This is a genomic window from Streptacidiphilus cavernicola (assembly GCF_042510955.1).
GTDB lineage: Bacteria > Actinomycetota > Actinomycetes > Streptomycetales > Streptomycetaceae > Streptacidiphilus > Streptacidiphilus cavernicola.
The window spans coordinates 1-22,696 of sequence record NZ_JBHFAB010000017.1 but is presented as its reverse complement, the minus strand read 5'-3'; the positions used below and the strand labels follow the sequence as shown (position 1 = coordinate 22,696).

General features: G+C 71.2%; 16 protein-coding genes and 2 rRNA genes. 5 read left to right on the top strand and 13 right to left on the bottom strand.

Annotated elements, in window-relative coordinates; genetic code table 11:
• Positions 1-195: 195 nt before the first annotated feature.
• A complete protein-coding gene (locus ACEZDE_RS21875; RefSeq protein WP_380538393.1) occupies positions 196-660 on the top strand; it encodes an Rv3235 family protein in 465 nt (154 codons plus the stop codon).
• Positions 661-706: 46 nt separating this feature from the next.
• On the opposite strand, the gene secA is transcribed toward ACEZDE_RS21875, so the two are convergent.
• Positions 707-3,478, bottom strand: a complete 2,772-nt coding sequence (secA, locus tag ACEZDE_RS21870) for a preprotein translocase subunit SecA (RefSeq protein WP_380538390.1) — start codon at positions 3,476-3,478, stop codon at positions 707-709.
• Between the two features lie 245 nt (positions 3,479-3,723).
• On the opposite strand from secA, the gene ACEZDE_RS21865 reads away from it, so the two are divergent.
• Positions 3,724-4,296 carry a GNAT family N-acetyltransferase gene (locus ACEZDE_RS21865; protein WP_380538388.1) on the top strand — a complete coding sequence of 191 codons (573 nt, stop codon included), beginning with the start codon at positions 3,724-3,726 and terminating at the stop codon, positions 4,294-4,296.
• Between the two features lie 44 nt (positions 4,297-4,340).
• On the opposite strand, the gene ACEZDE_RS21860 is transcribed toward ACEZDE_RS21865, so the two are convergent.
• The 5 genes from ACEZDE_RS21860 to ACEZDE_RS21840 form a co-directional block, all read right to left on the bottom strand.
• A complete protein-coding gene (locus tag ACEZDE_RS21860; RefSeq protein ID WP_380538628.1) occupies positions 4,341-5,183 on the bottom strand; it encodes an endo alpha-1,4 polygalactosaminidase in 843 nt (280 codons plus the stop codon).
• A gap of 149 nt (positions 5,184-5,332) precedes the next feature.
• Complete coding sequence (locus tag ACEZDE_RS21855) at positions 5,333-6,028, bottom strand: spherulation-specific family 4 protein (RefSeq protein ID WP_380538386.1); 696 nt, start codon at positions 6,026-6,028, stop codon at positions 5,333-5,335.
• Between the two features lie 84 nt (positions 6,029-6,112).
• Positions 6,113-7,567, bottom strand: coding sequence for a hypothetical protein (locus ACEZDE_RS21850; protein ID WP_380538384.1), 1,455 nt, complete (start codon positions 7,565-7,567; stop codon positions 6,113-6,115).
• Complete coding sequence (gene pelF, locus ACEZDE_RS21845; protein WP_380538382.1) at positions 7,564-9,036, bottom strand: GT4 family glycosyltransferase PelF; 1,473 nt, start codon at positions 9,034-9,036, stop codon at positions 7,564-7,566. Before pelF ends, ACEZDE_RS21850 begins: the two co-directional genes overlap by 4 nt.
• A 113-nt stretch (positions 9,037-9,149) precedes the next feature.
• Positions 9,150-11,390, bottom strand: coding sequence for a hypothetical protein (locus tag ACEZDE_RS21840; RefSeq protein ID WP_380538380.1), 2,241 nt, complete (start codon positions 11,388-11,390; stop codon positions 9,150-9,152).
• 379 nt (positions 11,391-11,769) lie between these two features.
• On the opposite strand from ACEZDE_RS21840, the gene ACEZDE_RS21835 reads away from it, so the two are divergent.
• Positions 11,770-12,969 carry a winged helix-turn-helix domain-containing protein gene (locus ACEZDE_RS21835; RefSeq protein WP_380538378.1) on the top strand — a complete coding sequence of 400 codons (1,200 nt, stop codon included), beginning with the start codon at positions 11,770-11,772 and terminating at the stop codon, positions 12,967-12,969.
• 18 nt (positions 12,970-12,987) lie between these two features.
• On the opposite strand, the gene ACEZDE_RS21830 is transcribed toward ACEZDE_RS21835, so the two are convergent.
• Together ACEZDE_RS21830 and hpf are read right to left on the bottom strand one after the other, a co-directional pair.
• On the bottom strand, positions 12,988-13,728 hold the full coding sequence (locus ACEZDE_RS21830; protein ID WP_380538376.1) for a response regulator: 741 nt from the start codon (positions 13,726-13,728) through the stop codon (positions 12,988-12,990).
• Between the two features lie 168 nt (positions 13,729-13,896).
• A complete protein-coding gene (hpf, locus tag ACEZDE_RS21825; RefSeq protein WP_380538374.1) occupies positions 13,897-14,526 on the bottom strand; it encodes a ribosome hibernation-promoting factor, HPF/YfiA family in 630 nt (209 codons plus the stop codon).
• A 427-nt stretch (positions 14,527-14,953) separates the two neighbouring features.
• On the opposite strand from hpf, the gene ACEZDE_RS21820 reads away from it, so the two are divergent.
• Entirely contained in the window at positions 14,954-15,697 is a 744-nt protein-coding gene (locus ACEZDE_RS21820; protein WP_380538372.1) for a ComF family protein, read from the top strand.
• Here ACEZDE_RS21820 and ACEZDE_RS21815 read toward each other — a convergent pair.
• From ACEZDE_RS21815 to mtrA, 3 genes are read right to left on the bottom strand one after another with little or no spacing between them, the layout of a single operon-like run.
• Entirely contained in the window at positions 15,666-17,612 is a 1,947-nt protein-coding gene (locus ACEZDE_RS21815; RefSeq protein ID WP_380538370.1) for an LpqB family beta-propeller domain-containing protein, read from the bottom strand. The two genes, ACEZDE_RS21820 and ACEZDE_RS21815, sit on opposite strands and share 32 nt — an antisense overlap.
• Positions 17,599-19,764, bottom strand: a complete 2,166-nt coding sequence (gene mtrB / locus ACEZDE_RS21810; protein WP_380538368.1) for an MtrAB system histidine kinase MtrB — start codon at positions 19,762-19,764, stop codon at positions 17,599-17,601. Before mtrB ends, ACEZDE_RS21815 begins: the two co-directional genes overlap by 14 nt.
• Position 19,765: 1 nt before the next feature.
• Positions 19,766-20,443, bottom strand: coding sequence for an MtrAB system response regulator MtrA (gene mtrA / locus ACEZDE_RS21805; RefSeq protein WP_123502153.1), 678 nt, complete (start codon positions 20,441-20,443; stop codon positions 19,766-19,768).
• Positions 20,444-20,996: 553 nt separating this feature from the next.
• Here mtrA and ACEZDE_RS21800 point away from each other — a divergent pair.
• Entirely contained in the window at positions 20,997-21,989 is a 993-nt protein-coding gene (locus ACEZDE_RS21800) for a glycerophosphoryl diester phosphodiesterase membrane domain-containing protein (RefSeq protein WP_380538366.1), read from the top strand.
• Positions 21,990-22,400: 411 nt separating this feature from the next.
• On the opposite strand, the gene rrf is transcribed toward ACEZDE_RS21800, so the two are convergent.
• Both rrf and ACEZDE_RS21790 read right to left on the bottom strand, forming a co-directional pair.
• Positions 22,401-22,517 (bottom strand): 5S ribosomal RNA (gene rrf, locus ACEZDE_RS21795).
• A 76-nt stretch (positions 22,518-22,593) separates the two neighbouring features.
• Positions 22,594-22,696, bottom strand: a 23S ribosomal RNA gene (locus tag ACEZDE_RS21790); the annotation flags it as partial.

Genomic DNA, 22,696 nt, shown 5'->3' with positions numbered 1-22,696 from the left:
GTTGTGACTGCGCCGGGTGACCGTCACGACGGTGGGCATCCGAGCGTCTTCGCTGGTCAGAGCCGTTTCCTCGCTCGAATAGGTGAACTTCGGGGAGGCTGCCGCGGGCCGCTCGGGATGCTTGCCGCCACCGATCGGCCGGGATACGAAGGGGCCGTACCGCAGCACCGTGATCGACTGACGGGGGTAACCGTGATGATCGAGACATCCACCTGCCGACCGGGGCCGCGCCCGGCCCCCGCCCGGTCCGGCGTCCGGGTGGGCCGACTGCACGGGGTCGGCGCCCGGCCCAGGGCCTGCGGCTCCGCACCGACCAGGACCAGGGACAACGCCCTGGCCGGGCACTACGCCCAACGCCTGCTCGAAGTGCTCAGCGGGCACCGGGTCTGCGACCAGCTCGCCGCACTGGCCACCGAGGAGGTCTTCGACGACGTCCGCACCCTGGTCCGACGCCGACTGCTGCGGGCCCCCGGGGACGTGCGGCCGGTCCTCGGCCGGGTCTTCGACGACTCCCCCGCGCCGGGGGTGCTGGAGGTGACCGCCACCGTCGGCGTCGGCGACCGGGTCGAACTTCTGGCCTTCAGGCTGGAGCAGCGCGGCACCCCGCGCCGTCCCGAAACGACCACATGGCGGTTCACCGCCCTGGAGACCAGGTGGTGAACCGCCATGCGGCTGCTGTCGCTCCCGCCGCTTCCCGCGGCGGCGGCTACTTCTTGCGGCGGCGGCCCTTCGCGGCCTTGCGGCGCTCGGCGCGGGTGCCGCCGTCGGCGTCGCCGTCCGCGCCGTCCTCGAAGTCACCGGTCACGAAGTCGCCCTCGACCACGCCGCCGTCACCGTCCGCCGAAGGGGCGGTGTAGTGCAGCCGGTCCGGACGCTGCGGGGCCTCCAGGCCCTTGGCCCGGATCGCCGGACGTGCGTCCTCGGGCGCCTTGTCCAGCACGACGCCGTCCTCGCCGTCCGCCAGCGGGACCTCCTCGACCTGCTGCTCGACCTGGACCTCCAGGTTGAACAGGTAGCCGACGGACTCCTCCTTGATGCCCTCCATCATCGCGGAGAACATGTCGAAGCCCTCGCGCTGGTACTCGACCAGCGGGTCGCGCTGGGCCAGCGCCCGCATGCCGATGCCCTCCTGGAGGTAGTCCATCTCGTAGAGGTGCTCGCGCCAGCGGCGGTCCAGCACCGAGAGCACGACCCGGCGCTCCAGCTCCCGCATCACCGTCTCGCCGAGCTGCTCCTCGCGCTCGACGTACTTGGCGTGCAGGTCCTCCTTGACGGCCGAGGCGAGCAGCTCGGAGGTGATCCCGCCGCGGTCGCCCTCCTCGTCCTCCAGGTCCTCGACGGTCAGGCTGATCGGGTAGAGCTGGCCCAGCGCCTGCCACAGCTTGTCGAAGTCCCACTCCTCGGCGAAGCCGTCGGCCGTGGCGTTGTTGACGTAGGCGTCGACCGTGTCGTCCATGAAGTGGTCGATCTGCTCGCGCAGGTCCTCGCCCTCCAGGACCCGGCGGCGCTCGCCGTAGATGACCTCGCGCTGACGGTTCAGCACCTCGTCGTACTTGAGCACGTTCTTGCGGATCTCGAAGTTCTGCTGCTCGACCTGGGTCTGCGCCGAGGCGATGGCCCGGGTGACCATCTTGGACTCGATCGGCACGTCCTCCGGCACGTTGGCCATCGACAGCACCCGCTCGACCATGCCCGCCTTGAACAGCCGCATCAGGTCGTCGCCCAGCGACAGGTAGAAGCGGGACTCACCCGGGTCGCCCTGACGGCCGGAACGGCCGCGCAGCTGGTTGTCGATCCGGCGCGACTCGTGCCGCTCGGTGCCGAGGACGTAGAGGCCGCCCAGGTCCTGGACCTCCTCCTGCTCGGCCTTGACCGCGGACTTGGCCTTCTCCAGCGCCTCGGGCCAGGCGGCCTCGTACTCCTCCGGGGTCTCCACCGGGGAGAGGCCGCGCTGCGCCAGCTCGGCGGAGGCGAGGTGCTCCGGGTTGCCGCCGAGCATGATGTCGGTGCCTCGACCGGCCATGTTGGTGGCCACGGTGACCGCGCCGCGGCGGCCCGCCTGCGCGACGACCTGCGCCTCGCGCTCGTGGTGCTTGGCGTTGAGGACCTCGTGCTGGACGCCGCGCTTGCGCAGCTCCTGCGCCAGGTACTCGGACTTCTCGACGCTGGTGGTGCCGACCAGGATCGGCTGGCCCTTCTCGTGCTTCTCCACGATGTCCTCGACCACGGCCGCGAACTTGGCCGGCTCGGACTTGTAGATCAGGTCCGCCTGGTCGACGCGCAGCGGCGTCTTGTTGGTCGGGATCGGCACCACGCCGAGCTTGTAGATCTGGTGGAACTCGGCCGCCTCGGTCTGCGCGGTACCGGTCATCCCGGAGAGCTTGTCGTAGAGGCGGAAGAAGTTCTGCAGGGTGATGGTGGCCAGGGTCTGGTTCTCGTTCTGGACCTCCACCCCCTCCTTGGCCTCGATCGCCTGGTGCATGCCCTCGTTGTAGCGGCGGCCGGCCAGGATGCGGCCGGTGTGCTCGTCGACGATCAGGACCTCGCCGTTGATGACGACGTAGTCCTTGTCCTTCTTGTAGAGCTCCTTCGCCTTGATGGCGTTGTTCAGGAAGCCCACCAGAGGGGTGTTGACCGACTCGTAGAGGTTGTCGATGCCGAGGTAGTCCTCGACCCGGGTGACCCCGGCCTCCAGCACGCCGACCGTGCGCTTCTTCTCGTCGACCTCGTAGTCGCGCTCGTCCTTCAGCCGGTTGACCAGCTTGGCGAAGTCGCCGTACCACTTGGTGGCCTGGTCGGCCGGGCCGGAGATGATCAGCGGGGTACGGGCCTCGTCGATCAGGATCGAGTCGACCTCGTCGACCACGGCGAAGTTGTGGCCGCGCTGCACCAGCTCGTCCGCCGACCACGCCATGTTGTCGCGCAGGTAGTCGAAGCCGAACTCGTTGTTGGTGCCGTAGGTGATGTCGCAGGCGTACTGCGCCCGACGCTCGGCCGGGGTCATGTTGGCCAGGATCACGCCGACCTCGAGGCCGAGGGAGCGGTGCACCCGGCCCATCCACTCCGAGTCGCGCTCGGCCAGGTAGTCGTTCACCGTGATCAGGTGGACGCCCTTGCCGGACAGCGCGTTCAGGTAGGTGGGGAGCGTGCCGACCAGGGTCTTGCCCTCGCCGGTGCGCATCTCGGCCACGTACCCGAGGTGCAGCGCCGCGCCGCCCATGATCTGGACGTCGTAGTGGCGCTGGCCGAGGGTGCGCTTGGCGGCCTCGCGCACGGTGGCGAAAGCCTCGGGGAGGAGATCGTCCAAGGACTCGCCGTCCGCGAGACGCTCCCGGTACTCGTCGGTGAGCGCACGCAGCTCGGCGTCCGTCAGGTTGACGAAGTCCTCTTCGATGGAATTGACCTGGGCGGCAATGCGGTGCAGCTTGCGAAGGATCTTTCCTTCGCCTGCGCGCAGGATCTTGTCGAAGACGGACACGTGGGCTGGCTCCTTGCCTGGGCTGGCAGTGGGCGGGCTGTGCGCCCGCGTACTGCGCACTGGCGATGGAGACGGCACCACCGCGTGGCCATCGTATGCGAGGAAGCGAGCGGGTCGGGAGGTCCGTCAGCAGACCAGCTCGGTGTCACCCTCAGGAACCTGGCCGGTGAATCATGACAAAAGGTGTGAAAGGTACATAGGGACAAGCGATACCGCTTCGTGGACGGCTGCTGGATACTCCGGTGATGGAACCTGTGAACCTGCAAACCGACCGGCTGACCCTCCGCGCCCTCGGCGAGGAGGACATCCCGGCCGTCCACCTCGCCTGCCAGGACGAGCAGCTGCAACGCTATGTCCCGGTTCCTTCCCCGTACCTGTACGAGCACGCCGAAAGCTTCGTCCGCGAGGCCAGCCCGGCCGGCTGGCGCGAGGAGACCATGCTGAACCTGGGGGCGTTCACCCGGGACGGCGGCGACCTGGTCTCCTCGGTGGGGATCGCCTTGCGGCAGCCCCGGGCCGAGGCGGTCGCCGAGGTCGGGTACTGGACCGCGAAGCAGCACCGCGGCAACGGCTACACCACCGAGGCCGTCATCGCACTGTGCCGCTGGGGCTTCGCCGAGCTGGGCCTGCAGCGGATCGAGTGGCTGGCGATCACGGGCAACGACAGCTCCTGGGCCGTCGCCGAACGGGCCGGCTTCACCCTGGAGGGGACACTGCGCTCCCGCCTGCTGCACCGGGGGGAACGGCAGGACGCCTGGATCGGCTCGCTCCTTCCTACAGACCTGGAGCTGGAGCTGGACGGCTCGGGCGGGCGGTGATCGGCGGCTGCCGGATCGGCGGCGCGTGACCGGCGGCCGGCTGATCAGCAGCTGCGCCGCCAGGCGTCCAGTGCCAGGTGCTTGAGCAGCGCGCTGAAGCGCATCCGCCTGGCCGCCGGGCAGAAGTCGGCGACCGGCAGGTGGTACTCCGCCTGGAACACCGCCTTGCCCTGGCGGATGAACGGGAGCAGGGCGTCGCACTCCTGGTACTCGGCGCACTGCTCGTTCACCGCGAAGTCGAAGGCGCCGACCAGACCGGGCACCTGGTCGAGGTCGTTCTTGAGGCCGACGGCCAGGCCGCGCTGATGGGCCAGACCGGCCACCATCCGGTTGAAGGCCAGCTGGTCGGCGGCGGTGAGCGGAAAGCCCGAGTGGTTCTGGTAGCCGTCGACGTTGTCGGGCTCGACCGCGTCGAAGCCCTTCGCCCGGCACATGTCGAAGCGCCGGGCGATGATCGGCCGCAACAGATCCAGTCGCCGGACGTCCAGCCAGCGCTCGCCGGGCCAGCCGTCGCTCGCTCCCAGCACCGCGGCGGGGTAGGCCGTCCGGTCGGGACGGAAGTCCTCGTAGGCCCCGACATTGACGTAGCAGATCACCCGGCGGCCCGCCGCGTGCAGCGCAGCCACCGTGGCCGCGCCGGTGTCGAACCCGTCGACGTCGTAGACGGCCGCGTCCACGCGGGTGTCCAGCACCCCGCTGAGCTGCCACTGCCAACTGACCCCGGGCACCGGCCGCCACCGACCCGACGCGGTCGGGGAGGGGTGCAGGGGCGGTGACGGAGGCTGGGACGGGCTCGCGGAAAGCGACGAACCTGGAGCAGCGGACCCGACCCCGGCCCCGCCGGACCCCGCACTGCCGGATACAGCACCGGACGCACCGGGCCGCAGGCTGCCGGAGGCGGTGGCAACACCGCCGTCCGACGACCCGCCACGCCCAACGCCCCCCGTACCGCTGCCGGAACACCCCACAAGCACCACCAACAGCAGCGCACTCCCCCACCCCAGCAGCACCCACACCCGACCCACGCCGCCCCGCCTCACCGCGTGCTCGCGTCCGCGCTCGCCCCGACCCTGGTCTCCCCCGACCACTGCGACTGCAACTGCGGCATCAGCACCGACCAGGGGTCACGCCCCGACCCCGTCGTCGCGTAGCAGTACCCCGCGCCGTACTCCTCCGCGGTCCGCGGCACCAGCGCACAGACGTCCGCCGGGGCGCTGTGCACCAGGTGCCCGAAGCGCCGCGCCGGGAACTCCGCGGTCCAGTCCGGGATCCGCAGCTGCCGGTAGGTCTCCCACGCGCCCTCGAAGGTGATCAGCACATCCGCGATCGTGGCATACCCGGGATCGGGATGGACGCCGGGATTGAGCACCACCTGCCGTGCCTCCAGCGACCGGGCCGCCACCGCCAGCCGACGGTAGTACGGAAGCAGCGCCGCGCCGGACCCGGCCTGGTCCAGGAACACACCGTCCACCGGATACCACTCCTGGTACCGCTCGACGTCCGCGACCACCTCACGGTGCCCGCGCCTGCCGTAGTCGGTGTCCACGTACCCCAACATCGGGACACCGGCCGCCCGCAGGGTGGCCGCGGCCTGCGCGAACTCCGGCTGCGGCGCCGGGCCGGGGCCGCTGGCGGGGTTGAACACCACCCAGCCCACGTCCTCCGCCCGCGCGGCCACCCCCTCCCACGCCCCGGGGTCCGTCCCCGGGTAGACGTACAGGGGAACCAGCAACCGTCGCCGCCCATCCCTCTCAGGCATCGTCAAATCCACTCCCCTGTCTAGTTGGTAAACACTCACCCACCCAATCCGCCCACGCTACCGATGCACCGTCACCCTGCTCAGCGACCAGCAGGCCACCGCCACCAGCAGCACCGCGGCCAGCCCGCCCACCGCAACCTCGGCCGCCCCGGCGAGGGTCGCCGCCGCCGCGGGGGTGCAGATCCCGGCCGCGGCCCAGACCGAGCCGAGCGCCTGCAGCAGCAGCGCCGTCCAGATGGTGGCCCCGAGCGCCAACAGCCCCGGCAACTCCTGCCCGAGCCCGCTGACACCACCCCACACACCGCCCGCACTGCCCGCGCCCCCGCCCCCGTGCCCGGCCAGCGCCGCGCCCAGCGCACCGCCGAGCACCCCGAGCAGACCCAGGTACGTCAACAGCCCCACCGCCAGCGACCGCGCCGACAGCAGCGCGAACCCGCGCAGCGTGTGTGCCGCCCGCAGCGCCCCGTGGATCCGGTGGCGGTAGCCGTAGAGCAGCCACTCGGCCGGTCCCATGCTGACCGTGAGCGCCACCATCGGCGCCAGGTCGAGACGCCCGCCGCGCAGCGCGATCCCCAGGGTGAGCAGCGACATCGCCATCCCGAACAGGCCGTGCGGCAAGGACGCCAGCAGCGGCGGCAGCGGTTCGGCCGAGGTCTCGTCGTCGTCCGTCTCCCGTAGTTGCCGCCGGAGGACCCGCCAGGCCTGGGTTATCGCGAACAGCACGGTGCCGAGCAGCAGCAGCGCCGTCAGCGGGGTCGGCCGGAACAGCCCGAGCAGCGCCGCGGCCCCGCCGAGCGCCGCGGGCGCCAGCACCGCGAGCAGCGCCCGCTCCCGCCCGATGACCAGCAGCACGCAGGAGGCGCCGAGGTAGACCGCCTGGCCGCAGCAGAACAGCAGCACCCCGCCGCTGTCGCGCCCGGCGGCCAGCACCCCGACCAGCGCGCCGAGGAGGCCGAGCCCGGCTCCGGTGAACGCGCCGCGCAGCAGGCAGCGCCCGGCCGAGCGGTGTCGGCCGCGTCCGATCCAGTGGTGGGTGCGGTGCGCGAGCGCCTGGTTCCAGGCCCAGTTGAACAGCACCGAGAGCGCCAGCGCGACAGTCCCGTGCGGCAGTCCGCCGGAGTCTGCGGGGCCGGTCAGCATCGGCGCGCCGAGCGGGAAGGCCAGCCCGGGGAGGGCGTACAGCACCCCGCGCAGCACGCTGGTGGGCAGCGGGCTGTGCCAGGGGGACGGGGCCGCCGCGGGCTCCGGGTAGCTGCGCGGGGTCACCTGGTACAGGTCCTCGGCCAGCTCGAAGGCGTCCAACCGGCCGTAGTCGCGCTGTACCTGACGGTCGGTCACCCCCTCGGCCTCGATCGCGGCGGCGACCTCGAAGGGGTGGACCGCGGCGGCGGCGACCCCGCCGAAGCGGTGGGCGGCCTCCTCGGCCGGATCCATCGGGGTGTCCGGCCGCGGCAGGATCCGGGGCAGCGGGCTGAGCCGCAGTCCTGGCAGCAGTTCCAGTACGGCGCTCACGCGTAGGCCTCGATCCGCTCGGTCGCTGCCGGGGACCACATCGTCCGCGGGTCCTCCAGCAGGCCGTCGTAGACGCCGCGGAAGGTGGCCACGGTGCGGCCCAGGGTGAACTGCTCGATCACCCGGTCGCGGGCCGCGTCCCCCAGTTCCTGCCGCCGCTGCCGGTCCTTCAGCAGCCCCAGCGCGGCACGGGCCATCGCCTCGGGCTCCCGGGGTGGGACCACGAGTCCGGTGTCGGCCACCGCCTCGCGCACCCCGCCGACGTCCGTGGAGACCGTGGCGCGACCGCAGGACATCGCCTCGATCAGCGAGAACGGGAAGCCCTCGGAGATGCTGGAGAGCATCACCACGCTGCCGGCCGCGTAGGCGTGCCGGACGGTGTCGATCCGCCCCTCGAAGACCACGCCCTCGGCGACCCCCAGCCTCCCGGCCAGGGACCGGCAGGCGTCCAGATAGCCTTCGCCGCCGGTCGGGGCCGCCCCGAACAGCCGTAGTCGAACGTCCGGGATCTCCGCCCGGACCAGGGCGAACGCACGGATCAGGGTCTCCAGGTCCTTGATCGGGTCGACTCGCCCGGCCCAGCTGAGGGTGGGGGTCTCCGGCTCGGGACCGGCGTAGGGGAAGAGGTCGGGGTCGACGCCGTTGTAGACCGTGCGGATGCGCCGCGGGTCGCAGCCGCCGCGTTCCTCCCAGCGACGGTTGTAGCGGTTGCAGGGGGTGATCAGATCCGCGCCCCGGTAGCCCTCGGTGGCGAGCATCCGGAAGAAGCCCAGGATCAGTGCCTTGACCGGCCAGCGGTACGGCGCGGTGCGATAGCTCAGATAGCGTTCGCGCAGGTAGATGCCGTGTTCGGAGAGCAGCAGCGGCACTCCGTGGAAGCGCCGGGCGGTCAGCCCCGGCAGCACCGCGAGGCCGCCGGTCACCGCGTGGGCGACGCCCCGGCTGGGCGGCTGCACCGCCAGCGGGCGCAGCGCGTGCTCCAGCAGGTCGGTGGCCTCCAGCGCGTCCTGGACGGTGGGGCGCGAGGCGTGGGTGGCCAGGAAGGGGCGCTGCCAGAGCTTGTGCAGCGAGCGGACCGCGCCCTCGGTCCGCAGCGCGGCCGTGAGCGAGCCGCCGGTCAGCGCGAACTCGGCCAACTCGTAGAGCTCGTCCGCGAAGTACTGCTCGAAGTCGGCGTCGAGCAGCGAGAGCAGGAACCGCTCGTAGCCGGCCAGGAAACGGCGCAGGGCACGGCCGCGCGGGGCGGCCCCTCCCGGCGTCCGCCCCCAGAGCGGGACCGAGCTGACCGAGGCGACGTGCGGCGGCAGCTCCCAGACGTGCGGCTCGCGTCCGCTGCCGGTGATGCCCAGGACGTGGAAGCGCACATCCGGCATGCCCCGGACGAGTTGGTCGCACCAGACGCTCACGCCCCCGTGCACATACGGGTAGGTGCCCTCGGTGAGAAGGGTGACCTCCACTGGTCCGTTCATCGCGTCGTGTTCCCCCTCGAACTGTTCGGTCGTGCCGCGTCCGGGGCCCTGGATGCTGTCATGGGCCCCGGACGCGGTCCGGATCTAGCTGGTCTGCGCTGCTGCGGTACGGGTCAGAGCAGGCCGCCGAGCAGCTTGGTCACTCCCGCCACCGTCATCGGCACCACGTTGAGCAGGCCGCCGGGGACGACCGGCTTGGTGCTCCCGGTCGGCGGCGTGGTCGGCGCGCCGCCGGTCGGGGTGGGGCTCGGGGTGGGCGTGCCGGCCGCACCGGGGGCCGGGGCGGCCGGGGTGCCGGCGGCGTTGAGCGTCAGCGTGACGTTGCTCTGCAGCAGGCCGGGCGAGACCCAGCCGGAGAGCTCCCCGGCGTAGGCCGTGCCGAAGGCGCTGGTCCCGAGCAGCTGCTTCTGCACCGTCCCGGTGGGCGCGGTGACCTGGGCCGCGACCCCGCTGGGGGAGGTCACGGTCACCGTGTTGCCGACCCGGTAGCCGCTGGCGGTGCCGGCCTTGACCGCGGCGCTCCAGGCGCCGCGCTGCTTCAGCTCGGTGCCGATGGCCGACTCGCGCAGGTTGGTGATCGGCGCGTTGGCGGCGAAGAGGTTGGCGTAACTGGCGAAGATCTGGTCCAGCACCGGGTAGAGGATCCGGTCCTCGGTCAGGTTGGACTGGTGCGCGTAGGTCGGCAGCGGGCTGTTGTCGATGATGTGCCCGAGGTCGATCTTGGCTTCCAGCGGGGCGATGTAATCCGCGTACCCGGTGCTCAGGTCGAGCGGCGCGGGCAGGCAGGTGCTGGTGGCCGGGTTGGCGGTGCACAGGCCGCTGCCGCCCTGGGCGGCGCTGGTGTACAGCCAGTTGTACTCGTCCACCTCGTCGGCCACGTGTCCGGCGTTGTAGTAGATGTTCATCGGGAAGCGCGGCACGGTCAGCGCCTGGCCCACCGCGCGCTGGTTCAGCTCGCGGGAGTGGTCGCTGCCGGTCCACTTGATCCCGGTCGCGGCGAAGGCCTGGGCCAGGTTGGGGTTGTCCACCGGCTGCTGCGGCAGCGTCGCCAGGCCGGAGTGCTCCCCGGTCACCAGTTCGCTGCTGTCGATGCTGAAGCCCTTGCTCGCGGCCCACTGCTGGTTCTTGCTGATGGCAGTCTGGATGGTCGACTCGGACACCCAGGCGGTGCTGCCGTCGGCGTTCTTGGTGCAGACCCAGGGCACCACCGTGTTGTCCTGGACGCAGCCGAGGAAGGGGTGGTCGTAAGTGTGGTTCACCCACCGGAACGAGGACTTGGCCGCCTGCATCGCGGTCAGCAGCGGGTCGGAGCCGGTGTCCGCGACCTGGTCGTCGCTGCCGCCGCCGTTGAAGAGGAAGTCGAAGGTGAAGTTGTGCGCCGCCTCCCACTGCTGGGCGAAGGTCACGTCGGCCGGGGTCATCCGGATGGTGGACTCGGTCGGGGTGCCGATGCACGCGGTGATGGCGTCGCCGGGGGTGCACTTGGCGGTGCTACTCCAGCGGTCGTCCGGCAGGAAGATGTCGTCGACGTGCTGCTCGTAGTAGTTGCGGTCGTAGCCGAGGTGGATGCCCTGGGTCATCCAGTCGACGATGCCGCGGGCCAGCAGCCGGTACTGCTCCTGGTACTGGTTGTAGGCGAAGGTCAGTACCAGCTCGGAGATCCCGCTGTGGTCGTACTCGCCGGCCAGGACGCCGGGCGAACTGCTGCCCGGGATCGGGGCGGTGATCAGCGGGGTGAAGGAGGCCCCGGCCGCCTGGGCGGCCAGCGGGGTCGCCAGATAGCCGTAGCTCTCGGTCACCGTCGGGTCGTTGTCCTCGAACGGCAGGCTGCCCTTGAGGTAGCGGAAGGCCCCGCCGAGCCCGGCCGGGGTGACCGTCCCGGTGATGCCGTCCAGCGAGCCGATGTAGCCGGGGTCGGCCGCGTAGTTGAGGCCGACGGTCGGCTGCGCGTAGGTGTAGGCGTCGACCTGGCGCACCCCGAAGGTCTGCTCGTACGTGGTCAGCGCCGCCATCTCGGCCGAACCCGCCGCGAACGGCTGGTTGTTGGGCAGCACCACGGCCTGGTACTTGCCCTCGGCCTGGCCGCCCACCGTGCCGCTGAGGAACGCGGCGTTGATGGTCGGCCGGTTGCCGTCCGAGAGTTTCACCACGGTGTACGGCGTACCCGAGATGTCCATCTCGTCCATGATCGCGGCGGTGGCCGGTCCGCCGTCGTCCACGACCAGGACGCGCAGGTCGATCCGCTGCGCGGCGGCCGCGTGCGCGCTCATCGCCGGGGAAAGCGCCGACAGCAGTCCCGCCGCGGTGAACGCGGCGGCCCAACGGGTCCTGCGACCCAGGGTCCTACGACCCATGTTGTCCCCTCCAGAGGCAGCCCTGCCTTGGCAGAGGGCGTGCCGAAGTACGGATCGGCGCGCTTGGTCAGGCCTCAGGCCCGTCGCGCCAGAATGGAATGAGTGGTCCCCCGTCGCCCCCGCGACGTCGTGACAGGCCGCACACCCCCCAGAAGCGTCACGGAGGGTGCCTCCGCGACCTCGGTGCGTGGTCCCGTGGTTCATATGTTAGGAGCACGGAATAGTCCGGTGTGACCGCTACCTGCGAGATCGCCCCAAAGCTCACCCGTGCGTGTCGTTTCTCGCACGCCGATCCGAATCACATCGCCCGAACGAGCGACTACGGGCCCGTCGGCCCGGCCCCGGCGGCGTTGTCGGTGCGGGCTTCTACGCTGATCCCATGAGCACCCTCCCCGCTGCCGCAGGCCCCGCTCCCACCCTCACCCTGCGCGCCGACGACGCCCGCCGGATCGCCCTGCGCGCCCAGGGCCTGCTGGGCGCGCCGGACCGGCGGGCCGGGGTGCGCGGCCTGCTGCGCCGCCTCGGCTCGGTGCAGTTGGACACCATCTCGGTGCTGGCCCGCTCGCACGAACTGGTCCCGTACGCCCGGCTGGGCGCGGTCGGCCGGGAGGCGGTCGAGACCGCGTACTGGAGCGGCGGCGGCAGCTTCGAGTACTGGTCCCACGCCGCCTGCGTCCTCCCGGTCGAGGAGTGGCCGCTGTTCTCGTTCCGCCGCCGCGCCTTCCTGGCCCGCGGCCACCGCTGGCACCGGATGGAGGACGGCGCGCGCTCCTGCGCCGAGGTCCTGGCCCGGCTGCGCGCGGACGGCCCGCTGACCGCGACCGACCTGGGCGGCGCGAAGAAGGGCGGGGTGTGGTGGGACTGGTCCGAGACCAAGATCGCGGTGGAGTGGCTGCTGGACACCGGCCAGGTCGTCTGCACCGAGCGGCGCGGCTGGAAGCGGGTCTACGACCTGACCGAACGCGCCGTCCCCGACCAGCTGTTGGGCCTCGACCCGGACGACACGGCCTGCTTCCGGCAGCTGGTGCGGCAGTCGGGCGCGGCGCTCGGCGTCGCCACCCACAAGGACCTCACCGACTACCACCGGCTCAAGGCCGACCAGGTGGACGCCGCGCTGCCCGACTCCGGGCTGGTCCCGGTGCTGGTGGAGGGCTGGGGCCGGGCCGGCACGGCCGCTCCCGCCTGGGCCGACCCGGCCGCCCTGGACACCGAGCCGCGCGGCCGGCACCGGACCACCCTGCTGTCGCCGTTCGACTCGCTGATCTGGGACCGGGCCCGCACCGAGCGGATCTTCGGCCTCAGCCACCGGCTGGAGGCCTACACCCCCAGGGAGAAGCGGCTGCACGGGTACTTCGCCATGCCGCTGCTGTCCGGCGGCCGGCTGATCGGCCGGGTCGACCCGGCCCGCGACAAACAGACCATGGTCGCCCGTCAGATCTCGCTGGACTCCCCGGCCCAACTCCCGGCGCTGGCCCAGGCGCTGCGCGAGGCCGCGGACTGGGTCGGCTGCGACGCGGTCAGGGTGGAGCGGCTGCACGACGAGGCGCTGCGCCCGGCCCTGGAGAAGCTCCTCGGCTGAGACCGCCCGGTCGGCCGGTCAGCCTATCTCCAGGATCTTCTCCCGCATCGCGTACACCACGGCCTCCATCCTGGAGTGCAGCTGCAGCTTCTCCAGGATGTTCCTGACGTGGTTCTTCACTGTGTTCTCGCTGATGAAGAGCTGCTTGGCGATGTCCCGGTTGTTCAGCCCGGTGGCCACCAGCTTCAGCACCTCCAGCTCGCGGTCGGTCAGCCGCGGCGCGGGCAGCAGCCTGCGGTCGTCGGTCCGCTGCTGGATCATCGACTTGAACTCGGTGAGCAGCTTGGCCGCCATCGAGGGGCTGATCTGCGACTGCCCGTCGGCGACGGCGCGGATCGCGGTGGCGACCTCGTCGGTGGAGATCTCCTTCAGCAGGTACCCGGTCGCCCCGGCCTTGATCGCCTCGTAGAGGTCGGCCTCCTCGTCGCTGATCGTCAACATGATGATCTTCGTGCTGGGGGCCACCTCCTTGATCGATGTGCAGGCCTCGATGCCGCTGCGCCGCGGCATCCGGACGTCCATGAGGATGATGTCGGGCAGCAGGTCGGCGGCCTTCTCCACCGCCTCGGCGCCGTCCCCGGCCTCACCCACGACCTGGATGTCCTGCTCCTGGGCGAGGACGATCTCCAGGCCGCGCCGGAAAAGCGCGTGGTCGTCGACGACCAGGACCCTGATCGGTTCGACCGCGCGCCGAGGACCGCCGGCCCCCCGGTCCTCGTCGAGCCGGTCGTCGTGTTGGTCGTCCCATCGATCCGCCATCCGGTCCTCCCCCTCGGCTGGTCGGCTGTTGCCGCCATGATTCCACGCCGCGTCCCCGGCGCGATCATTCCGCCGGTCCGGTTTCCCCCGGATGTGTCACGCCGGGGCGGCGCGGGCGCACGCGAAGGGGCGCGATGCCTGTGCACCGCGCCCCTTCGCTCCTCTGCGCTACTGCCCTTCGACCTTCAGGTGGATCACTCCGTAGTCGTATCCGTGCCGCCGGTAGACCACGCTGGGCTGGCCGGTGTCGATGTCCTGGAACAGGTAGAAGTCGTGCCCCACCAGCTCCATCTCGTAGAACGCCTGGTCGAGCGCCATCGGCACGGCCGCGTGGGTCTTCTCGCGGACCACCAGCGGACCGTCTCCCTCGACCTCCATACAGCCGATCTTCGTGCGGCTGACCGGCTCGGCGCGCTCCTCGGCCGAGGCCACGTCCGGGGCGGACGACAGCCTCGCGGTCGCCTCGGCCACGCTGATCGGGGCCCGCGGGCCCTTGTGCACCCGGCGCCGGTCGGCCGCCTTGCGGAGCTGTGCGTCCAGCTTCGCCGAGGCCAGATCGAGCGCGGAGTACGGGTCGGGGGCACTGGCCTCGGCCCGGATCACCGGACCACGGCTGTGCAGGGTGATCTCCACCCGCTCGGAACGCTCCGCCTGCCGCGGGTTGCGCTCCTTGGACAGTTCAACGTCCAGGCTGATCACCTTGTGGTCGAGCTTCTGGATGTGCTCCAGCTTCTCGCCGACATGCTTGCGGAACCGCTCGGGCACCTCGGTCTTGTGACCCTTGACGACGATGTCCACGCAGAACTCCGATCACTTGCCCTGTCGCCGGTCGGACCCTGATAGGTCCGCGCGGCCCATCGAGTACGCAGCGCCACCCGCTCGGGTGGGCGGGGCCGCCCCTCACATCCCTTCCTCCCCAGAAGAAGGGGTTGGAACCCCATGGAACAACGGTTCCGGGGATCCTGCCCACCCTGCGGCGGAGGTCCGAACGTGTTCGGTGCGGCCGTGGCGTGCCAGGCGCCTCCGACACACCGGTGCACCCAAAGTCGCGGCACTGCGGGAGCTTGTACAGCCCCTACGTCAGTCCTACCCCCGTACGGATGAATCTGCGGTAAAGAACACCCGACCGCACGGGTACTGCAGCAGGCTGCTGTCCACGCTCCGGCCTCGGCCGCGGAGGCGTCCCCGGCACCGTCCGACCACCGGAGGAGGCGCTGTGACCAGCATGTCCGTAACACTCTTCGACGCCGCCCTGGACCTGCTGGTCCCGGTTCCGTGCGTCGGCTGCGGCACCCCGCACATCCAGCTCTGCGCCGCCTGCCGGGCCGAACTGGAGGGCGCGCGACCCCGCGCCGCACGCCCCCACGCTGCACCACCCGGACTACCCGAGGTGTATGCAGCAACCACGTACGAGGGGGCCGCCCGGCAGATCCTGCTGGCCCACAAGGAACGCGGGGCGCTGCGGCTGGCCCAGCCGCTGGGCCGGGCCCTCGCCGCGGCGGTACGGGCGGCCGTCCCGACCGGCGGCGCCAGGGACTCCCCGCTGCTGCTGGTCCCGATGCCCTCCGCGACCGCCACGGTCCGGGCCAGGGGGCACGATCCGACCCGGCGGCTCACCCTGGTCGCGGCCCGCGCCCTGCGCCGGGCCGGCGTCCCGGCCCGGGTGCTGGCGGTGCTGCGGCAGCGGCGCGGGACCGCGGACCAGTCCGAGCTCGGGGCGGCCGAGCGGCTGCGCAACCTGAGCGGGGCGCTGACCGTCCGGCCGCACCGCGGCGGGCAGCTCGGCCGGGGCCGGATCGTCCTGGTCGACGACCTGGTCACCACCGGCGCCACCCTCGCCGACGCCGCCCGCGCCCTGGCCGAGGCAGGCGGCGACGTCCTGGCCGCGGCAGTGGTCGCCGCGACCGTCCGCCGACGGCCGGGCCCGGGGCGGCCGCTCAGCCCGGGTAGCTGGGCATCGGGCCGTTGACGGTCGTGTCGCCCTGCGCCACTTCCTGCCACTGGTTCTTGCTCCAGCGGTAGACCTTGCCCTTGCCCTTGTCCGCGGTGTCGCCGATCCCGGAAGCCCCGTTGGAGTCGCCCAGCAGTGGTGCCTTCAGCCCGTTCTCCAGCGAGGAGTACTGCGCCAGCGCGGCCACCGTGGTCATCCCGTCGGCCGGGGACGGCAACTGGTCGTCGGCGGCCAGCACCGAGGAGCCGTCGACCTGCCAGGTGGTCAGCCCCGGCGCGGTACCCGCGGACTGGCCGAGCACGATCAGGCTGTCGCCGTCGAACCAGGAGACCGACTTCACCCCGGTGAGCGACTGGGTGACCGACTTCAACCCGCTCACCGTGAGGACCGGCGCCGCGGCCGTGCCCGACTGCTCGATCCGGCCCACCTGGACCGAGGTGGTGTCGCCGTTCTTGACCGTCAGGGCGATCCTGACGCCGTCCGCGGCGACCCGGACCCCGGTGACGGTGCCGTGCAGGTCAGCCACCGGAACGGTCACCACCTTGCCGCCGACCACCGCACGGAGCGCGGGAGCCGCGGGAGCGGTGTCGGCGACCCACAGCCGTCCCAGGCCGTCCCAACTGGGCGAGCTGAGTCCGCCGACGACCGTGCTGCTCAGGGTCGGATGCATCGGCGCAGTGCTCTGCGGGGACAGTGAACCGATGTAGAGATCCCGCTGGTTCGCGGACAGCACCGCGACCTTGTCGCTGATGCCCGGAGCCACCGCGAACCCGCCGATGTGCCCGGCCGAGGCCGGCGCGAGGGCCACCGGCACCGGCTTCGGCACGGGCGAGGTGTTGCCAGAGCCGACGTCCAGGCTCTCCAACCGACCGTTGGCGCCGACGAAGTAGCTGGTGGTGCCGCTGCCGACGGCGAACGGCGAGTAGTGGCTGGTGCCGTCGGCCCGGCAGGACGCGGTGGCGTCGCCCTTGCGGTACAGCGACACCGACTCGATCTTCTCGCCCCCCTGCTGCGCCTGCAGGGTGGGGATCTCGGACAGGGTGAAGTACAGCTGGGCGGCCATCTGATCGCAGTCGGGCGGGTTCTGCAGCCGCGCACCCACCGCACCGCCGAAGGTGAGGCTGACGCCGTTCCCACCGGTTTCCCCGCCGATCGTCACCACACTCTTCCCCAGCGAGGAGCCCTGCGGGAAGCCGGTGGCGACCGCCGGCGCCAGCCAGGCGCTCGGGCCGCCGAGCAGCGCGTTCGCCGCGTCGGTGAGCGGGTCGATATGGCTGCGGACATAGATCGGGTCGGCGACGAGCGCCGAGGGCGCGGCGGTGCTGTCCCCGCCGTCCGGGGCCGCCACCGGGAAGTAGAGATCGACGGACTCGTATATGCGGGCGAAGTCGACCTCGTTGAGGATGATGCCTTCGGGCGGCGTGTCGATCCGCCAGCCCTGCGCCCCCTTCAGCAGGGTGAACTCCTGTGTGTAGGTCTCCTGCTGGGGCGGCTTGAAGGCGTGCCTGGCGTCGAGCACGGCCACCTCGGTGCCGCTCACCCTGATCGTGGCCCGGGTGGCCGTGGGATCGCCGACGAGGCTCGCGTTGACCTTGTCCAGGACGGCGACCTGCTGCTGCGGGTTCCAGGCCTTCGCCGCCGCGGGCGTCAGAAACTCCTTGGCTGTGTGGTAGTCCTGCTCGTCCGACACCAGGTCGTCGAGGAAGCTGGAGAACAGCGCGGCGGGCTGGTCGTTGGCGTTGGGCGCCTCCGCCACCACCACGACCTGCTGGGCGGCCTGGGTGTTGTCGCCCGAGACTGGCTGCGCCGGGGGCGCGCCGGTACTCGGCATGGTGGCGCACCCGGCGAGGACCAGCCCGGTTCCCAGCGCGCCCAGCGCCCGGAGGCGGGGGGAAGTGAGGCGGGAACGGGAGCGGGCGCTACTCGTCCTCATGGGTATCCTCATCGCGCCCCTCCTTGGACACCACGACCTGCGCGCCGGTGGCGCCGTACCCGGACGCCGCGCGGACGTCCGAGGGCTTGCTCGGCGGCAGCGGAGTCCGTCCCGGCACCCCGGGGATCACGGAACCGTACCCCAGCACCCCGCCGAGGCCCGGCCCCAGGCCGGTCCCGAGCATCGCCGCGTCGTCCGACGGCTCCCCGCCCAGCGCGGTCGCCCCGATCGGCCGGGACGCCCGCATGTACGGCATCCCGGAGACCGCCAGGCCGCGGTTGCCGCGCGAATCGTCGGGCTCCAGCGGGATCGGCGAGCGGGTGATCTCAGCCCCGGCGTTGCGGGGCACGGTCAGCCGGAACTGCGAGCCGCCGCCGGGCTCGCCCCAGGCGTGCAGCCAGCCGCCGTGCAGGGCCGCGTCCTCCAGCGCGATCGACAGTCCGAGACCGGTGCCCCCGGTGGTCCTGGCCCGAGCCGGGTCGGCCCGCCAGAACCGGTTGAACACCCGCGACGCCTCCCCCGGCTTCAGCCCGATGCCCTGGTCCCGCACCGCCACCGCCACTGCCCCGTCCCCGGCCGCCAAGCGGACCTCGATGTCCCGGCCCTCGCCGTGCTCCAGCGCGTTGACCACCAGGTTCCGCAGGATGCGCTCGATCCGGCGCGGGTCGACCTCGGCCACCACCGGCTCGTCGGCGCCGCGGACCAGGATGCTGCTGCCCTTGGTGGCGGCGAGCGGCTCGGCCGCCTCGATCACCCGGCCGACCACGTCGCGGAGGTCGGCCGGCTCGGCGTCCAGGATCGCCGCACCGGCGTCGAAGCGGCTGATCTCCAACAGGTCGGCCAGCAGCGACTCGAACCGGTCCAACTGGTTCTGCAGCAGTTCGGCGGAACGTTCCGCCGCGGCGTCGCCGAAGTCCCCGCGCGACTCGTACAGCAGGTCGGCGGCCATCCGCACGGTCGTCAGCGGCGTCCTCAGTTCGTGCGACACGTCCGAGACAAAGCGCCGCTGGACCCGGGAGAGCTCCTCCAGCTGACGGATCTGGGTCTGCAGCGCGGCCCCCATCCGGTTGAAGGACTCGCCGAGACGGGCGATGTCATCCGTTCCGGTGACCTTCATCCGCTCGTCCAGTCGCCCGTCCGCGAGCCGCTCGGAGATCTCCGCGGCCATCCGCACCGGCGTGACGACCTGCCGGACCACCAGCCAGGAGATCGCGCCCAGCAGGATCACCACGAAGATCCCAGCGGTGAGCAGGGTGGTGGTGACCAGGCTCAGCGTGTTGCCCTCCAGCGTGAACGGGAAGACGTAGTAGAGCTGGTAGGTCTGGTTGGTCGCGGTCCCGGTGGTGGGCGAGGAGACCGGGATGGTCAGCTCCGCGCCGACGATCAGGCCCGCCTCGCTCGGCGTGGGCGGATTGTCGGCGTAGTAGATCGTCGTGTAGGCGGACTGCGCCTGCCCCGCGTTGAGGTGCACCCGGTTCCGGAGATCCTGGCCGATGGTTCGGTCCGGGTCGACGTTGCCCACCACTCGGGGGTTCCGGGAGCCGGAGTTGCTGCTCGCGGTCTTCGTCTGATCGGTGCCGGGCACCATGCCGACCACCGCGTACTGTCCGGCCCCGCTCGTGGCCAGGAACTTCACCTGGTCCGCCAGCAGGCTCCCCAGGTCTATCTGGCCGTCGGAGGTGGTGGCCGGCTGCTGGCCGCCGGCCGGGGTGCCGGTGTTCCCGTGCGTCGAGGCACCGCCCCCCAACTGCTCGTTCGCAGCCTTGAAGCCGTTCTGCGCCTGCACGGTCGCGGCTGCCACCTTGGACTTCAGCAGCCCGTTCCGCACCTGGTTCACCACCACCACGCCGAGCAGCAGCACCACGCCGAGCGAGAGCACCAGCGTGGTCGCGACCACCCGCAGCTGGATCGAACGCCGGTACAGGCCGGTGAACCGGCGCACCGGACGCCGAAAGCGGCGGGTCAGGCGCCGGCACAGGGCCCGGATGCCCGCCAGCACCGCGACGAAGCCGCGCCGGGGCGTGTTCGACTCCGGGACCGTCGCGCCGCTGTCGGTGATCTCGTCCATGCCGCTGCTCGTACCGCCGTTCGTCCCGCTGACAGTCGACCGCCCGCCGACCGGACCGGGCGCGGCGGGGGTCTGACCGCTCATCTCAGCTGGGTCCTGCCTTGTAGCCGACGCCGCGCACCGTCACGACGATCTCTGGACGCTCCGGATCGCGCTCGATCTTGGAGCGGAGCCGCTGGACATGGACGTTCACCAGACGGGTGTCCGCGGCATGCCGGTAGCCCCACACCTGCTCCAACAGCACCTCGCGGGTGAACACCTGCCACGGCTTGCGGGCCAGCGCGACCAGCAGGTCGAACTCCAGCGGGGTGAGCGGAATGCTGCGACCGTCCCGCTTCACCGAGTGGCCGGCCACGTCGATCACCAGATCGCCGATGGCGAGCTGCTCGGGGCTGGGCTCCTCCGCCCGACGGAGCCGCGCCCGCACCCGGGCCACCAGCTCCTTCGGCTTGAAGGGCTTGGTCATGTAATCGTCCGCACCGGACTCAAGGCCGACCACCACGTCCACGGTGTCGGTCTTCGCGGTGAGCATGACGATCGGTACGCCCGACTCGGCGCGGATCTGACGGCAGACGTCGATCCCGTCCCGGCCGGGCAACATCAGGTCGAGCAACACCAGGTCGGGCTTCACCTCGCGGAAGACGGCCAGAGCCTTGTCGCCGTCAGCGACAAAAGACGGCTCAAAACCCTCCCCGCGCAGCACGATGCCAAGCATCTCGGCCAGAGCTGTGTCGTCATCGACGATCAAGACGCGTCCCTTCATGTTCACCATGGTCTCATTCCGGAAACGTGAGCTGGGGCACAGTGGGCAGAGAGATCCGCCACTCGTTCGAGTTGCCCTGTCTTACATACCTTGTTTTCGGTGCAAAACGGACATTGATCGTGGGACGGATTGTGTCCAAGGTGGCCGAATGAGGCCCATCTCGCCGGACCGCGCCTGAATCGGATACTCCTGTGGACCATGGCCCCGGCCATGACACGATGTCCGGAACCAGCCCCGACCCGCAAAAAAGACTAGAGACGGACCGCGCATGACCGACACCCCGAGCCGGCCCCCAGAGACGCCAGCTGCTCCCGAGTCGGCCACCACGGAGACACCGGTCCGCCCCGGAATCCCCGCACAGGCCACCACCGACTCCGCGACTTCGGCCGACGCCTCTGCTCCCGCCGCTCCTGCGGCTGCCGCCCCGGTGTCGACGCCTGTGGCTGCGCCTGCGCCCGAGCTCACACCTGCACACGCGCCCGCTCCTGCGCACGTCCCCGCTCCTGCGCCGACCTGGAACGCCGCGCCTGGCTGGGGGAGGTTCCCGACCCCGGTGCCCGGCTGGGAGTGGTCCAACGGCTGGGTGCCGAAGCCCGGCATCATCGCGCTGCGCCCGCTCAAGGTCGGCGACATCCTCAGCGCGAACTTCGCCCTGCTCCGGGTTCACTGGCGGGCGATACTGCCCTTCACCGCCGTGATCGCCCTGGTCACCCAGGTAGCAGGACTGCTGATCTCCGCATCGGTGAAGCAGCCCCAGAACGTGCCCTCGCCGTTCACCCCGTCCCAGAACCCCAACGCCGACCTGCGCAAGAGCCTCAGCACTCTCGCGGACTCCTACCCGGCGCTCGGCGCGGTGGAGTTGATCTCCTTCATCGCCGGAATCCTGGCCACCGCGGTGACGATCCTGATCCTCAGCAAGGCCGTCATCGGACGCCCCGCGCCGCTCGCCGAGGTCTGGCAGTCGGTACGCCCCCGACTGGCCCAGGTCTTCGGCCTCTCCGCGATCATCGCGCTGATCATGGGCGGCACCATTGCTGTCTTCTTCGGCCCGGTCTTCGCAGCACGCTCCGCCGGAGCCTCGGACGGAGCCCTGGCCGGCCTCTCCCTGCTGATGATCCCCGGCTGCGCGATCGTGCTGTGGCTCTGCGTCTCGCTGCTGATGGCGGCGCCCGCCCTGATTCTGGAACGCCAGGGCATCCGCAGCGCCCTCGCCCGCTCGTTCCGACTCGTCCGCGGCTCCTGGTGGCGGGTCCTCGGCATCATGCTGCTGGTTACGATCATGATCGTGATCGCGGAAGGCCTGATCAGCGTCCCGTTCACCATGGGCGCCGTCTTCTCCCAGGGCCTGAACCCGGACACCGCCACCTCGACCACGTACCGGATCCTGGCCGCCATCGGCGGGACCATCGGCATGACGGTCACGCTGCCGGTGGTCGCCAGCAGCATCGCTCTTCTCTACCTGGACCAGCGCATCCGCCGCGAGTCCCTCGACGTCAGCCTCGCCGCGGCGGCGGGTATCCCGGGCTACACCCACGCTGAGGGCTGACGGCCCGTCTGCCCCCTCCCTCGTCCGCCTCCGCCCCCGTACAGATCCTGTGCGGGGGCGGAGGCGTTCGGGCGTTGGGGGTCGGCGCTGGGTTGGGTGGGGTCGGCCTTCGCCGTTGGTGCGGTGTCGGGTCCGTCTCGCGCCTGCGGCGCACTGCAGCAACGACGCGGGAGCTGGGGCGGGGTTCGGGTTGGTGCCTGGCTGGCGGGTCGGCGAGTGAATACTCACCAACCCGAACCATCCCGGGCCCTGCCTTGTTGTGGTTGCTGCTGTGCGCCGGAGGCGCGAGACGGCGCCGCACCCACGCCACGGTGAAGGCCGACCCACCAACCCCGCCTGTTCCCGCCTTTTGTGCCTGAAACGCAGTGAAGCCCCCTGACGCGTGGTCAGGGGGCTTCACTGTTAATGGTTGTTCGGCGGCGTCCTACTCTCCCACAGGGTCCCCCCTGCAGTACCATCGGCGCTGTGAGGCTTAGCTTCCGGGTTCGGGATGTTACCGGGCGTTTCCCTCACGCTATGACCACCGAAACGCGGTGAAGTTGACGCGCTGCCAGGTACTGGCAGGGTCGTGGCTTCAGAACTGTACAGTGGACGCGTAGCAACTATGGTCAAGCCCTCGGCTTATTAGTACCGGTCAGCTCCACCCCTTACAGGGCTTCCACATCCGGCCTATCAACCCAGTCGTCTACTGGGAGCCTTACCCACTC